The sequence below is a fragment of the Streptomyces sp. NBC_01241 genome, assembly GCF_041435435.1.
Lineage (GTDB): Bacteria > Actinomycetota > Actinomycetes > Streptomycetales > Streptomycetaceae > Streptomyces.
Map to the genome: position 1 here is coordinate 4670597 of NZ_CP108494.1, position 13888 is coordinate 4684484.

Genomic DNA, 13888 nt, shown 5'->3' on the forward strand with positions numbered 1-13888 from the left:
CGAGAATTGGAAAGGCGCCCGGAATCTCGCCGGGCCTGCGCCGTTCCTTCGGCCCCCTGTCACCTCGCGCTGCCGTCGACCTCCCCCACCGCCCTCCGCAGGCAGCAGGAGCCGAGAAGTGAACCACAAGCGGCCGCTGCCCCGCAGCCTTGATCCCCTGGCCGACGAGACCCTCACCGGATTCGTCCTGCGACTCGCCCACCGACTGGGCACGACACCCGGCGAGATCGCCGTCCGCACTGGCCTGGCACCTCAAGGCCGACCGGGCCTGCCCACCCGTCTGCCTCTCGGCTTCCTGCACCACCTCAGCGGGGGACACCTCACCGACTTCGCGCACACGACCCACCTCACTCCTGGCGAAGTCGAAGGATTGCTCCTCGCCCCGCTCGGGAAGCGATACGGACCGTTGAACTCCGCGCTTACCCCACGGAGCACACCAGGGCGGATGATCTACGACAACCCATGGATCCTGACCCGCTCCACCCGCTACTGCCCGCTCTGCCTCGCAGGCGACGGAGACTCTATTCAGGCACTTCACGGCGGTGCCTGGAAGCGGATCTGGCGCCTCCCCGTGGCGTTTCTCTGCCTGCGGCATCGACGCCTCCTTCAGCGCGAATGCCCCGGATGCAAAACGCCCGCCCAGTCCGTCCGAACGGCAAGCGCCATCGCGCGCCTGACCGACGACACACTCCACCCAACACAGTGCCGCTTCACCCCGCGACCGGTACCACTGCAACAGCCCGAAACAGCCTGCGCAGCCGACCTCACCCGGCCTGATCCACACCCCGCCCCCGACACAGCCACCATGAGCGTGCTCCTACGAGTCCAGCAGCAGCTCATGGACCTGCTCACCGCAAGCGGCCCCCCAACAGCGATGAGCGCCGGCTCACCGGTCCCCGTCGCCCACTACTTCGCCGACCTGCGAGCCACAGTCGCCATGATCTTCCGGACCTGGCCCGCGGCCAGCGAGTACGCCAGCACGCCCCGCTTGACCGCTGCCCTCGACGCGGAGTACACCTCTCGCGTCGCGCAGGCCGAGCCCCTGATCAACACCTCGGGCAAGAAGAAGACCTCTAAGCCCTACGCCGCGCCGCCCATGGACTCCCTGGCCACCGGCGCCGTCCTGGACATCGCCTCCCAGCTCCTTCAAGCCCCCGACCCACACGAAGCGCGACAGCGTCTGGCCCCGCTCGTCCAGCACCTTCGCGACGCCGACCGCGCGCTCAGCACCTACCTGCGACGCCCCGCATGGATCTCGCAGCCCTTGCGGGCCGCCGTCAAGGACAACTGGCCCGCCGGAGAGGAACTCGCCGCATGACCACTCGCACCCGAGCGTCAGCTCGGCCACGGCATCACAGTGAGCTCCGGCCACTCGTCCTTCCAGCGCACCGCCTTGGCCTCATAGACCTCCCGCGGGGCAAGCACCGGGTTGGGCCGGACCACGAGGTTGAACACGTCGGACAGCCCGTGGGGCGCATAGACGCGCCACTCACCGTCGAGCTCCAGCCGCACCCCCAGACAGAACGTCGTCGCGGCGAACGAATCGATCGCAGCCTCGGTGGAGTCGTGCGGGGGACAGGGCACGCCGAATTTCTGCTCGTACCAGAGATGGACACGGGCCTCATTACGGATCTCCACCTCGGCCGGCAGACCGGCGAACACCTCCTGCCCCGCCTTGATCACGGCATCCTCCGCCTCCCAGGACAGATCGGTGTCGTCGAAGTAGAAGATGTCGTAGTCCTTGATGCCGCTGGTCGGGGGCCTGCCGGTGACCACGTTCCACACCGTCTGGAACAGGCACCCCGCCGTCACATACCAGCCGGGCAGCTCCAACGTCGCCGCCCTGGTCATCACGTCGGTCAGGACCTCGTTCCGGGAGAGCACGGACCGCAAGCCATCGAGCTGCTCAACGAGAGGGAGTCGACCAAACATCCGTACTCCCTATCACGAACATCCCCTCTCACAAGGCGCGTTGGCCGCAAGCAGGCATCCCAGCCCGAGAGGCGAGAGAGGTCAGGACTGCGAGGTCCGGAACGCGAGATACCGGCTGAAGGCTTCGTGGCTGTCGGGGGTGAAGCGCCACTCCAGCAAAGCCGACCGCAGCTCCGGCTCGGTCAGCCAGCCATGCCAGGCGACCTCATCGGGATCGGGGACCACGGCATCCGGCACCACGGCTTCGTGCACGCCGAGCCAGTGAGGGCTCAAGCCGCTGCGGTTGATGAACGTGAACAGCAGGCGCGGCAGCGCACGAATGCCCAGCTCTTCGGCCAGCTCCCGCGCGGCGGCCTGTTTATAGGACTCGCCGACATTTGCGGCGCCACCGACCCCGACCTCATAGAGCCCGGGGAAGCGCGATACCTGCTCCGACCGCCGGTGGACGAGGATCCGGCCACGATCATCACGACACACCGTCACGGCGACCCGATGCAGCCAACCCTTCCGGATGGCCTCCCGACGGCTGACCACCCCCAGCACGCGATCTTGACCGTCGACACGCTCCACCAATTCATCCATGACGCACACCCTGGCAGAGCCCACCGACAACGCCGTTTCTCGGCGACTCGCGGAGGCTGGCCCAAAAGCATCTGCACCAGGAGGCCGCACGCGGATGACGACAGTTGTCCTGCAAATACGACACCTATCGTGCTCAGGCTCAGAGGGCCGTGTGGGTGGTGTGGTGCACTATTGCAAGCGGGTGCTTGCAATAGTTAGCAGGGCGGGGGCATTATCGAGGTATGGCATCACTCAACGTCGGCAATCTCGGTGAATACCTGCGCGAGCAGCGGCGCAACGCGCAGCTGTCGCTGCGGCAGCTCGCCGATGCCGCGGGGGTGTCCAATCCCTACCTCAGCCAGATCGAGCGCGGGCTGCGCAAGCCGAGCGCCGAGGTGTTGCAGCAGGTCGCCAAGGCGCTGCGGATCTCCGCCGAAACCCTCTACGTGCGGGCCGGGATTCTGGATGAGCGGGAGCGGGAGGAGCTGGAGACGCGGGCGGTGATTCTGGCCGACCCGTCCATAAACGAGCGGCAGAAGAGCGTTCTGCTGCAGATCTACGAGTCCTTTCGCAAGGAGAACGGGTTCGAGCCCGGACCGGAATCCGGCGTCGGAGCCGGATCGGAGACCGGCGGCGGGTCCGGAGCGGGTGCTGGTGCCGACGGCCCCCACAGGGCCGGCGGCAGCGATGCCGACGCGGCTTCCAAGCCTTGAAAGTCTTCAAAACCCTCACACTGAGTCTGATGATCCGGGAGGACCACAGTCATGGCCATCACCGATGACCTGCGCAAGACCCTCACCGACCCGACCCCCCTCTACTTCGCCGCCGGTACGGCCGACATCGCCGTCGAGCAGGCGCGCAAGGTTCCGGCTCTGATCGAGCAGCTGCGCGCGGAGGCGCCGGAGCGTATCGAGGCGGTACGCAACACCGACCCCAAGGCCGTGCAGGAGAAGGTCGCCTCGCAGGCCAAGGAGGCGCAGGCCACCGTGCAGGCCAAGGTCACCGAGGTGATCGGGTCGTTCGACAGTGACCTGCGGAAGCTGGGCGAGAACGCCCAGGACCTGGCGCTGCGGGGCCTGGGCGTGGCCGCGGAGTACGCGGTGCGGGCCCGGGAGACGTACGAGAAGGTCGCCGAGCGCGGTGAGCAGACCGTGAAGAACTGGCGTGGCGAGACGGCCGACGAGATCGTCGAGATCGCCGTCGTCGTCGAGCCGCGCAAGGAGTCACGGCCGACGGGCACCGCGAAGACGCAGCCGGCCGCCAAGCCCGGTCCGGCCGCGAAGCCCGGTCCGGCCAAGGCCGCGCCCGCCCCGAAGGCCGTCCGGCCGGAGAGCAAGGCTCAGGCCGCGCCCGCCAAGAAGGAGCCCGTGCGCAAGCCCACCGCGAAGAAGACCACTCCGCCGACCGCGAAGTAGGACCTCGACGCCCCGGCCGGACGGTGTACCGGGGCACGGGATGGGCACCTTTCGGGGTGCCCGGCTCGTTGTCCCGGTACCTTGGCCGCGAGGCGCTCATCCACTTATTAGGCGGTGCACACCATGTTGCTCACAGGATTCAGCACACTCGTCTGGCTGCTCTACATGGGCATGCTCGTCCTGGCCGTGGTCGCGCTGATCATGGCTGCCACGGCCCGTGAGGACGCCTACCGGGCCGCGGACAAGCAGAAGAAGTCCTTCTGGCTGATCATCCTCGGCATCACCGTAGCCGTGAATCTCTTCGTCCCGATGCTGTTCCTGCAGCTTGCCGGAGCCGTCGCGTCCATCGTCTTCCTGGTGGACGTGCGACCCGCGTTGCAGGCGGTCTCGGGCGGTGGCCGGCGCGGTGGCTCCAGCAGCGACGGGCCGTACGGTCCCTACAACGGCGGGCGTTGACCGCTCGCGGCGGTTGTGGCGCCCGCGGAGGGCGTGGGTGGTGTCGGTTCGGGGCGGGGGCGCGGGATGCTCCGGCCCCGTTCGCCGTTCGCGCCCCACCGGCGGCTGTGCTCCTGGTCGCGGTCGAGCAGCAGGACCGCGACGTCGTCGGTCAGCTCGCCGCCGTTCAGCTCCCGCGCCTCGGTGACCGCAGCCTCCAGGAGGCCCTCGCCGGTGAACCCCTCCGCCAGCCGGCGGTTGATCATCGCGACCATGCCGTCCTGGCCGAGCCGCTGAGTACCGTCCGGTCCCACGCGCCCCTCGATCAATCCGTCCGTGTACATCATCAGGCTCCAGGTGCCGCCGAGGTCCACCTGCCGGCGCGGCCACCGGGCGCGCGGCAGCAGGCCGAGGGCCGGGCCGCCGTCCTCGTACGGGAGAAGGCGCGCGGCCTGTCCGCGCCGGGCGATCAGCGGGGCTGGGTGGCCCGCCAGGCAGAGCCCGGCGCGCCTGCCCTCGGGCGCGATGTCGACGGTGCAGAGCGTCGCGAAGATCTCCTCGCTCTCCCGCTCGTGCTCCAGGACCTGCTGGAGCGTGGAGAGCAGTTCGTCCCCGCAGAGCCCGGCCAGGGTCAACGCCCGCCACGCTATGCGCAGTTCCACGCCGAGCGCCGCCTCGTCGGGGCCGTGCCCGCAGACGTCGCCGATCATCGCGTGGACGGTGCCGTCGGGCGTACGGACCGTGTCGTAGAAGTCTCCGCCGAGCAGCGCGCGGCTGCGGCCGGGGCGGTAGCGGGCCGCGAAGCGCAGATCGGAGCCTTCGAGCAGCGGGGTGGGGAGCAGGCCGCGTTCGAGACGGGCGTTCTCCTGGGCGCGCAGCCGGGACTCGGTGAGCTGGTGCTGGGCGGTGTCGGCGCGTTTGCGTTCGACGGCGTAACGGATGGCACGGCTGAGGAGCAGTCCGTCGAGTTCGCCGCGGAAGAGGTAGTCCTGGGCGCCGACCCGTACCGCCTCGGCGCCCAGTTCGGCGTCGTCCTCCGCCGTGAGGGCGAGGACGGCGTGTCGCGGGGCGATCCGCAGAACGTGCGTGAGGGTGGCGAGCCCGTCGGCCCGCTCGGCGCCCTCGGCCCCTTCGGGCCCGGTCGAGCGCGTCTCGTTGCCGGTGGGCAGGGCCAGGTCCAGCAGGATGCAGTCCACGTCGTCGGTGAGGAGCCGGCCCGCCTCGGTCAGGTTGCGGGCGGTGCGGATGCGGACCCGCGTGCCGGCCACGGCCGGCAGCTCCGGAACGGTGAACGTGCCCGCCGGGTCGTCCTCGATCACCAGGAGGGTGAGGTGGGCGCCGTGGGAGGTCTCCGCAGCGGGAACGGTGTGCTGTTGTTGCTGCGGTACGGGTACGGGTACGGGCATCGGTTTCGGGTTTCCTTCCCTCCCCCCGAGGGCGCGGCGGAACGACGATCGACGACCCGCCAGACGGGGACGATAGCGTTCCACGGCGGGGGAACGGAATGGCGTTCCGCGATCGGCCTCTGTCATATGCACCGCCATAAGCCGCGTCAGGTCACGGATCCGGCGAGATGCGCGGGCATGGAGCCGGATATCAGGGCATGACAAAGGTCACGCGAGGTGGTGGGGGCCGGTGGCGCGGGTCACTCCCACGAGAGCGCGCGTCACTCCCACGAGGGTCGGAGAGGTTTCGCCAGGGTGTCGGGGCGCGCTTCGTCCTCGATCGCGGGCCGCGCCCGACGCGGTCCGCGTCCCGGCGTCCGGCCCGCGTCCCCGCGTCCGGCCGCGTCCCCGCGTCCGGACGCGCCTGCGGATTCGGCCGGTCTCCCTACTTGTCCGGGCGTACGACTCCGAGGATCTGCATCGAGCCCGCGCCCGCCAGGGTGACGTTGCGGCCGGGGCGGGGGGCGTGGACGATCGCCCCGTCGCCGATGTACATGCCCACGTGGCTGGCGTCGCCGTGGTAGATGATCAGGTCGCCGGGGCGCATGTCCTTGACGGCGATGTGCGGCAGCAGCCGCCACTGCTCCTGCGAGGTGCGCGGGATCGGCCGGCCCGCCGCCGCCCAGGCCTGTGACGTCAGCCCCGAGCAGTCGTACGAACGGGGGCCCTCGGCCCCCCAGACGTACGGCTTGCCGATCTGCGCGGTCGCGAAGGCCACCGCCTTCTTGCCGCCGGCGCTCGCCTCGCGGTTGATGTCCTTCAGGGCGCCGGAGCTGAGCCAGGCCGTCTGCTGCTTGTACTCCGCCTCCTGCTCCAGCTTCAGCAGGCGGGCCCGCTCCTCCTTCTTCAGCTGGGATTCCAGCTTCTTCGCCGCGGCGATCTGCGCGTTGATCTTCTTCTTGGCCTCGGCCTGTTTGAGGCGGCTCGCTTCGAGCTTCTCCCAGTTGATGCTCGCGTCCTGGGTGTACGTCTCCAAGTCCTGCTGGGTCCTGGTCAGTTCGCCGAGGACGCCCTGGGCGGCCTGCTGGCCCTCCCTGACCCGGGTCACGCCGTCCAGGAACAGCTGCGGGTCGTCGCTGAGCATCAGCTGGGCGCCGGGCGGCAGTCCGCCGGAGCGGTACTGCTCGCGGGCCTGGGCGCCCGCCTGGCTCTTGAGTTCGGCGATCTTCGCCTGGCCCGCGACTATGGCCCGGGCCAGCCTGACGATCTCGCCGGACTGCTTCTCGGCCTTCTCCTCGGCGAGGTTGTACGCGTCGGTGGCCGCCCCGGCCTTGCGGTAGAGGGCGTCGATCTCCTTGCGTACCTCTTCGAGGGTCTTCTTCGGCTTCGTCGCCTCGGACCCGGAAGGGGGCCGCGACGCGGCGGCGGAGGGGGGCGGGGGCTCGGGCGCGGCGAATGCCTGGACCGGCGCGGTGAGTACGGTCAGCGCGCAGGCCAGAGTGATCGCGGCTGCGGCACAGTGACGTCGGTTCACGAGATCCCCCTCCGAAACAAACCCGATGAAACCTATGGAACCGGTAGATCCACTGAATCTGATTTACCGTCAGTAACTTTGGTCGATGACGAGATCGTGCCATGCCGTCCCGAAAAGGAACAGAGGCACATGGGCGCTTCCGCCGTCCCGGCGGCCCCGTGATCGCTGTCGCTTCCCTTCATCTGGACGAACGATGCCCCGCCCGTGTTCCCGCCCGCTTCCCCGTACGCGCGTTCGCCGGGCCTGTTCAGCGCGTGCTGGGCTGTCGGCCGGGCCGGACGGCGTCCCATTTCACCGTGACTTCGCCCTGGCGCCAGCGCCGCACCCCGTCCGCCAGCGGCCAGTCGGCCGACAGCGACCGCACCGCGGTGATCCAGCGCTGCCGAGCACCCAGCGAGGCGTACGGGGCGGCCGCGGCCCAGGCCCGGTCGAAGTCCCGCAGGAAGGCGTGGACCGGTTCGCCCGGCACATTGCGGTGGATCAGCGCCTTGGGCAGGCGTTCCGCGAGGTCGGAAGGGCGTTCCAGGGAGCCGAGCCGGGTCGCGAACGTCACCGTGCGCGGACCCTCCGGGCCGAGCGCCACCCAGACGTGCCGGCGCCCGATCTCGTCGCACGTCCCCTCCACCAGCAGCCCGCCCGGTGCGAGGCGGCCGCACAGTCGTTGCCAGACCGCGGCGACCTCGTCCTCGTCGTACTGGCGCAGCACGTTCGCCGCCCTGATGAGGTCGGGGCGGGTGGGGAGCGGGATCTCGAAGCCGCCGTGCAGGAAGGTGAGGCCCTCGCGTTCGTACGGTTTCGCCGCCGCGACGCGCTCCGGGTCGATCTCGATGCCGGTCACCGTCGTGCGCGGCTCGGCGGTGCGCAGGCGCTGGAGCAGCTCGACGGCGGTCCAGGGCGCGGCACCGTACCCGAGGTCGACGGCGACGGGGGCGTCGGCGCGGCGCAGGGCCGGGCCGTGGGTGGCGGCGATCCAGCGGTCCATGCGGCGGAGCCGGTTCGGGTTGGTGGTCCCGCGGGTCGCGGTGCCGATGGGGCGCATGACAGCGAGCGTAACGATTCCGCGGGGCCGGCAGGTGGCGCGGGGCCCGGCCCCGCTTCCCGGTCCCGGCGCGCGGCTCCCGCACCGTAATGATTTGGTAAAGCGGAAATGAAAGAAGGCATTCCACTGTTGCAGCCCCTGCGCGAGGGGCTTGAGTCCCCGCGCTGTCATGCCCTGAGTGAGGAGGACCGGACGACGTGAGTCAGTACGTCTCCCGGCTCGGCAGCAGCCGTGTCGCACCGCGCCTCAGGTTCCCCACCGCTTTCCCCGGCGGCCACCGCAAACCCCGCCGTGTCGCGATGCTCTCGGTGCACACCTCGCCGCTGCACCAGCCGGGCACGGGTGACGCGGGCGGCATGAACGTCTACATCGTGGAGCTGGCCAGGCGCCTCGCCGCGATCAACATCGAGGTCGAGATCTTCACCCGGTCCACCACCGGGGGGCTGCCCCCGGTGGTCGAGCTGGCGCCCGGTGTCCTGGTCCGGCACGTCGACGCGGGACCGTACGAGGGTCTGGCCAAGGAGGAGCTGCCCGCCCAGCTCTGCGCCTTCACGCACGGCGTGATGCAGGCGTGGGCCGGTCAGCGCCCCGGCTACTACGACCTGGTCCACTCCCACTACTGGCTCTCCGGTCATGTCGGCTGGCTCGCTGCCCAGCGCTGGGGCGTCCCGCTCGTCCACGCCATGCACACCATGGCCAAGGTCAAGAACGCGTCGCTCGCCGCGGGCGACACCCCCGAGCCGGCCGCCCGCGTCATCGGCGAGACCCAGATCGTCAGCGCGGCCGACCGGCTGATCGCGAACACCGCCGGGGAGGCGGACGAGCTCGTCCGCTTCTACGAGGCCGATCCCGGGGCCGTCGCCGTCGTCCATCCCGGGGTCAACCTGGACCGCTTCCGCCCGGCCGACGGACGGGCGGCGGCGCGTGCGCGCCTCGGACTGCCGCGGGACGCCCTGATCCCGCTCTTCGCCGGGCGCATCCAGCCGCTGAAGGCCCCGGACGTGCTGCTGCGGGCCGTCGCCGCCCTGCTGGACCGCGATCCCTCGTTGCGTACCCGCATGGTCGTACCGGTCGTGGGCGGCCCCAGCGGCAGCGGGCTCGCCAAGCCGGAGGGGCTGCAGAAGCTGGCCGCCCGGCTCGGCATCGCGGACGTCGTACGGTTCCACCCGCCGGTCGGGCAGGACCAGCTCGCCGACTGGTTCCGGGCCGCGTCCGTGCTGGTAATGCCCTCGTACAGCGAGTCCTTCGGCCTGGTCGCGATAGAGGCCCAAGCGGCGGGCACCCCGGTCGTCGCGGCGGCCGTCGGCGGGCTCCCGGTGGCGGTGCGGGACGGGGTCAGCGGTTTCCTGATATCGGGGCACGACCCGCAGGCGTACGCCCAGGCGCTGGGCCGGTTCGCCGAAGCGCCGGAGCTGGTCGCCCGGATGGGCGCGGCCGCCGCCGCGCACGCCCAGGGCTTCGGCTGGGACACCGCCGCGTCCGCGACCGCCGACGTGTACACGGCCGCGATGCACGAACGCCGCCGTCGCGTACGCTCGCACCATGGCTGACGTACCCGACGAAGCGGCAACGGCCGTGGCGGCGACGACGCAGGCCGCGCAGGTCGCGCAGGTCATCGAGGCGACCCTGGAGGACGCCGGGCTCGCCTGGGAGAGCCCCGAACCCGGTGGCTACGTCGTCACACTGCCCGGCACGCGCAAGCTGTCCACCACCTGTTCGCTGCGCGTCGGCAGGCACTCGCTCTCCCTCAACGCCTTCGTCGTCCGCCATCCGGACGAGAACGACGCGGCGGTGCACCGCTGGCTGCTGGAGCGCAACCTCCGCCTCTTCGGCGTGAGTTACGCGATCGATCCGCTCGGCGACATCTATCTCGTCGGCAAGCTGCCGCTCTCCGTCGTCACCCCGCAGGAGCTGGACCGGTTGCTCGGCACGGTCCTGGAAGCGGCCGACGGCTCGTTCAACACCCTGCTGGAGCTGGGTTTCGCGAGCGCGATCCGCAAGGAGTACGAGTGGCGGGTGTCGCGCGGTGAATCCACGCGGAACCTCGACGCGTTCACGCATTTGACCCAGCGCCCGGCCGGCTGACCGTCGGCAGCGGTTCGGCGTCCCGGCCCGCCGGCCTTCGCCAAACGTCCCGGCCCACCGGTCTCCGCCGGGTCGCGGGGCGCGGTTCGCGGCTCGCACCACCCGTACTACTGCCGCGAGGGCTCGCACGACAACCCGATCGAGGACTTCACGATCGAGCAGCGCACCGTACCGGCGCCCGCCGGGACGCAGCTGCACGGCATCAACGTCGAGGGCCTGTCCAGCCACAACGTGTGGTCGCGCGGCGTGATGGAGATGGGGACGTTCGACTCCCACCGGGGCATGCCGTTCACCGACGTCCGTACGGACATCACGGTGAACAACAACGGGCGTCACGGCGGCGACGCGAGCGCGGGGCCGCTCTTCGGCGCCCGCTTCACCCACTGGAACATCCGGGTCGCCAACGGCCGGGCCGGCGGGGTCAGCCCGTTGCCCGCAGCGACTCCACGTCCTCCAGCGCCGATACGAGCTGCGGGGCGACCTCCGTCCAGGCCCAGTCCAGGTGCTCCCGCGGAACGCGGCGCGGGACGGTCTCCACCAGCATGATCAGGTAGAGGTAGCAGCGGTACAGCGCGAGCCGCAGCCGCACGGACGCGTCGAACACGACCGGGCGTCCGGCGCCCTGCGCGTACCCGGCGAGGAAGTCCGCGTCGTCCTCCATGTCCGCGAACAGCGCAAGCGATACGAAGTCGGCGACCGGATCGCCCCAGAACATCCGCTCACCGTCGATGATCCCGCCGATGGTGCGCGCGCCGGGCTCCCCGTCGACGAGCAGGTTGCCCTGCCACAGGTCGAAGTGGACCAGGGCAGGCCGGGTGACGTCGTCGAGTACGGGGGACGCGGCGGCGAACAGCGCACGGATACCGGCCGTCGAGCGTGGCAGCCGGGCGCGGTAGGCGTCGGCGTCGGTGAGGACGGCGTCGGTCATCGCGGTGAAGGCCTGCCGCCAGGTCGGCGACAGCGGCCCCAACGCCTGCCCCGGGTAACCGAATCCGGCGGGGCCCGTGACGGTGTGCAGGCGGGCGACGATCCGTCCCAGCTCGTTCCTGAGCCGGCGCTCCTCCGCGTCGGACATGGCGCCGGGGGCGATCTCGTTCCAGGGCCGGCCCGGGCACGCCGACATGATCACGTACGGACCGGTCGGGGACGCGGGGGACGCGGGGGATGCGGGGGATGCGGGGGATGCGGGAGACGCGGGGGATGCAGGGGACGCGGGGGGCGCGGATGACTCCGGGAACTGCGTGAATCGTGGGGCGAGTTCGCTGTGCAGGACGTGGGGGATCACTGCTGTCGACGCACCCGCGCGGCCGTAGAACTCGATCTCGTTGACCAGCAGGTTGCGCTCATAGCTCATGAGGGTTCCGGCGACGGCGGGCGGCGGTATCTTCACCACCCAGTCGCTGCCGTCGGTGAGAGCGACCCGGGTCACGGCGTTGAACGTGCCTCCTGCAAGGGGAGTGCATGTGGCGATCCGTTCCTCCGTCACGCCAACAGCCCGGAGAACGCGCGAAGTTGTCTCATTCATCTGCATGGTTCGAAATGCCCCTCTGTGTCAGAAATCTTTAGGGCTTGCGGTGATGGGCTGCGCCTTCACGGGATGATCACGGCGCCGTCACGATCGCATGCCGTGCCCTCCTTTGTTGATCAGCAAACCAACTCCCGCTCATAGAGTGGGCAAAACCTGAATACCCCAGCTCAGAGAGACGGACCGGACCCATGCGATCCACCGCCATACGCCGTACCGCCGTTGCCGCCGCCGCGGCGTCCCTGGCCCTGCTCGCCGCCGGTTGCGGCGGTGGCTCGGACTCCGATTCCGGTTCCGGCGGCAAGAGTGCGGATGCCAAGGGCAAGGAGTCCGCAGCCGCGAAGCCGGCGGCCAAGGCGCTGACCACCGCCGAGTTGGAGAAGGTCACGCTCGCCCAGGGTGACGTCAAGGGGCACAAGATTTCCGCGGCCGCGGCCAAGGATGTGGTCCCCGTCGACGACATCAAGGTCGCGAAGGAGGTCTGCGCCCCCCTCGCGCACGCACTGATGGGCGCGGAGGTCGGCGCGCCCGGCGCGTTCACCAAGCGGACCGTCGTCAGTGAGCCCAAGAAGGGCAGCATGGACAAGGACGGCGCGGACGCCGAAGAGGCGTTCAAGGCGGCCTTCGACATCACGACGACGCAGCTGGCCCTCGGCTCGTACGACGGCAAGGGTGCGGAGGAGTCGGTCGCCTCTCTGCGTACCGCGGCCACCGAATGCGCGGGCGGGTTCGACTTCACGGCGGCCGGTGAGAAGCAGAAGGTCAGCAAGATCACCGAGGAGCAGATCAAGGGCGGCGAGGAAGCGGTCGCCTGGACGGTGCAGCTGGAACAGGGCGGGGAAAAGGGTAAGTTGAAGCTGGTGGGCCTGCGCCAGGGTGCCACGTTCGCCTCGTTCTCCTCGATGAACCTGGCCGCGATGGGCGGGGGCGGGGACTTCGAACTGCCGACCGCGGTGGTCCAGGCTCAGGCCGCGAAGCTGGCGTAGGGTTCCTGTACGGACATAAGTGAGTATGCGTACTCATGATCGATGTCTCGTTCTCCGGACAGACTGGTCCGCCAGCCGCCCCGAGGGAGGCAGATGTGCACGGAAGTGAGCGACGCGGCCGCGCGGGCCGGGTCGCGGTCGGCATCGCCCTGGTCTCCGTGACCGCGGCGGTACTGACCGCGGGCTGCTCGCTCCAGGACGCGATCTGCGGCGGCGGCGAATACCCGGTCATGACGGTCGGGAGCACCGGATCGGCGTGCGTGCCCAATGGCGAGGATCCGCCTAAGGGATACGTCAGGTATCCGAAGGGCAAGGTTCCCGAGCACGTGGGCGACAAGTGGGACACGTACTGGGAGACCCACTCCGTGGACGAGAACGGCAGGATCATCGACGTTCCATCGGGCTCCGGGGAGTGAGCAGGCCCCGCGCGTGGGCGCCGGGGCCTGCGCCCGGCACCGGTTTGTTCAGGGCAGCGGAACGAGTCTCACCACGGTGACGGTCAGGACCGACCGGGAGACGTAATAGAGCACGATCGCCCCGGCGACCGTCGCCTCGCGCCGGTCGCGTTCGCTCTTGACGGCCGACGACCCGTGTCCGTACGGGGCGAGGCCCAGGGTGCGTGCCATCTCGTCGCGGAAGGTCTCGCCTTCGCGCATCTTGGCCAGGGTGTCGTCGGCGGGCGGGGCGTAGGAGATGCGGAAGCTCAAGCGACGGTCCGCCTCTCGGCCTCGTCCTGCGCCAGCCGGTCCAGGATCTTCTCGGCCTCCGGATCGGGCACGGCCTCCAGCATCCAGTGCCGCATGACCGCCTGGATCTCGCTCACGCCGGCGTCGTTGATGGCGCGGTCGAACTCCTCGCGCCTCTCCGCGGGAAGGGTCGCCCGGATGTCCGGGATGCTGTTGGGCACGTCGACTTCGGCACCGCCGACGAAGGTTTTCAGGGGCTCGCCCATGGTTGGTCTCCCCGCTCTCCTTGCTCTCTCCGCACGGTC

16 protein-coding genes and 1 pseudogene are annotated in these 13888 nt (G+C 70.1%); 9 read left to right on the top strand and 8 right to left on the bottom strand.

What is annotated here, in order from left to right; translation table 11 throughout:
• Window positions 1–118: 118 nt before the first annotated feature.
• Window positions 119–1318: a TniQ family protein gene (locus tag OG306_RS20890; protein WP_371665551.1), complete on the top strand. Its 1200-nt coding sequence runs from the start codon at window positions 119–121 to the stop codon at window positions 1316–1318.
• A gap of 17 nt (window positions 1319–1335) precedes the next feature.
• On the opposite strand, the gene OG306_RS20895 is transcribed toward OG306_RS20890, so the two are convergent.
• The gene (locus tag OG306_RS20895) at window positions 1336–1932 is read right to left on the bottom strand and encodes a nucleotidyltransferase family protein (protein ID WP_266747597.1); all 597 of its coding nucleotides are present in this window, start codon (window positions 1930–1932) and stop codon (window positions 1336–1338) included.
• An 81-nt stretch (window positions 1933–2013) separates the two neighbouring features.
• On the bottom strand, window positions 2014–2514 hold the full coding sequence (locus OG306_RS20900; RefSeq protein ID WP_266905941.1) for an NUDIX hydrolase: 501 nt from the start codon (window positions 2512–2514) through the stop codon (window positions 2014–2016).
• Window positions 2515–2735: 221 nt separating this feature from the next.
• On the opposite strand from OG306_RS20900, the gene OG306_RS20905 reads away from it, so the two are divergent.
• The 3 genes from OG306_RS20905 to OG306_RS20915 all read left to right on the top strand — a co-directional run bounded on the left by OG306_RS20905 (window position 2736) and on the right by OG306_RS20915 (window position 4364).
• Window positions 2736–3206: a helix-turn-helix domain-containing protein gene (locus OG306_RS20905; protein WP_266747599.1), complete on the top strand. Its 471-nt coding sequence runs from the start codon at window positions 2736–2738 to the stop codon at window positions 3204–3206.
• A gap of 51 nt (window positions 3207–3257) precedes the next feature.
• Complete coding sequence (locus OG306_RS20910) at window positions 3258–3908, top strand: hypothetical protein (RefSeq protein WP_266747600.1); 651 nt, start codon at window positions 3258–3260, stop codon at window positions 3906–3908.
• Between the two features lie 123 nt (window positions 3909–4031).
• Window positions 4032–4364, top strand: coding sequence for a DUF2516 family protein (locus OG306_RS20915; RefSeq protein WP_266747601.1), 333 nt, complete (start codon window positions 4032–4034; stop codon window positions 4362–4364).
• On the opposite strand, the gene OG306_RS20920 is transcribed toward OG306_RS20915, so the two are convergent.
• The 3 genes from OG306_RS20920 to OG306_RS20930 form a co-directional block, all read right to left on the bottom strand.
• Window positions 4346–5749: a PP2C family protein-serine/threonine phosphatase gene (locus OG306_RS20920; protein WP_371665552.1), complete on the bottom strand. Its 1404-nt coding sequence runs from the start codon at window positions 5747–5749 to the stop codon at window positions 4346–4348. The two genes, OG306_RS20915 and OG306_RS20920, sit on opposite strands and share 19 nt — an antisense overlap.
• A 424-nt stretch (window positions 5750–6173) precedes the next feature.
• Window positions 6174–7262, bottom strand: a complete 1089-nt coding sequence (locus OG306_RS20925; RefSeq protein WP_266905939.1) for a C40 family peptidase — start codon at window positions 7260–7262, stop codon at window positions 6174–6176.
• A gap of 247 nt (window positions 7263–7509) precedes the next feature.
• Window positions 7510–8301 carry a class I SAM-dependent methyltransferase gene (locus OG306_RS20930; protein ID WP_266747604.1) on the bottom strand — a complete coding sequence of 264 codons (792 nt, stop codon included), beginning with the start codon at window positions 8299–8301 and terminating at the stop codon, window positions 7510–7512.
• A 197-nt stretch (window positions 8302–8498) separates the two neighbouring features.
• On the opposite strand from OG306_RS20930, the gene mshA reads away from it, so the two are divergent.
• The 3 genes and pseudogenes from mshA to OG306_RS20945 form a co-directional block, all read left to right on the top strand.
• Window positions 8499–9851: a D-inositol-3-phosphate glycosyltransferase gene (mshA, locus tag OG306_RS20935; protein WP_266747605.1), complete on the top strand. Its 1353-nt coding sequence runs from the start codon at window positions 8499–8501 to the stop codon at window positions 9849–9851.
• Window positions 9844–10386, top strand: a complete 543-nt coding sequence (locus OG306_RS20940) for a YbjN domain-containing protein (RefSeq protein WP_266747606.1) — start codon at window positions 9844–9846, stop codon at window positions 10384–10386. The genes mshA and OG306_RS20940 overlap by 8 nt, the downstream gene beginning before the upstream one ends.
• Before the next feature lie 72 nt (window positions 10387–10458).
• A pseudogene (locus OG306_RS20945) lies at window positions 10459–10824 on the top strand (hypothetical protein); the annotation flags it as partial.
• On the opposite strand, the gene OG306_RS20950 reads toward OG306_RS20945, so the two are convergent.
• Window positions 10808–11917, bottom strand: a complete 1110-nt coding sequence (locus OG306_RS20950; protein WP_371665553.1) for a phosphotransferase family protein — start codon at window positions 11915–11917, stop codon at window positions 10808–10810. The pseudogene OG306_RS20945 and the gene OG306_RS20950 overlap by 17 nt on opposite strands.
• A 185-nt stretch (window positions 11918–12102) precedes the next feature.
• Between OG306_RS20950 and OG306_RS20955 the strand changes: the two genes are divergently transcribed.
• Window positions 12103–12897, top strand: a complete 795-nt coding sequence (locus OG306_RS20955) for a hypothetical protein (RefSeq protein WP_327258947.1) — start codon at window positions 12103–12105, stop codon at window positions 12895–12897.
• Between the two features lie 95 nt (window positions 12898–12992).
• Complete coding sequence (locus OG306_RS20960) at window positions 12993–13313, top strand: SCO0607 family lipoprotein (RefSeq protein ID WP_371665554.1); 321 nt, start codon at window positions 12993–12995, stop codon at window positions 13311–13313.
• Between the two features lie 48 nt (window positions 13314–13361).
• Here OG306_RS20960 and OG306_RS20965 read toward each other — a convergent pair whose 3' ends face one another.
• The gene (locus OG306_RS20965) at window positions 13362–13604 is read right to left on the bottom strand and encodes a hypothetical protein (RefSeq protein WP_266747609.1); all 243 of its coding nucleotides are present in this window, start codon (window positions 13602–13604) and stop codon (window positions 13362–13364) included.
• The gene (locus OG306_RS20970; RefSeq protein WP_266747610.1) at window positions 13601–13849 is read right to left on the bottom strand and encodes a hypothetical protein; all 249 of its coding nucleotides are present in this window, start codon (window positions 13847–13849) and stop codon (window positions 13601–13603) included. The genes OG306_RS20965 and OG306_RS20970 overlap by 4 nt, the downstream gene beginning before the upstream one ends.
• Window positions 13850–13888: the final 39 nt, after the last annotated feature.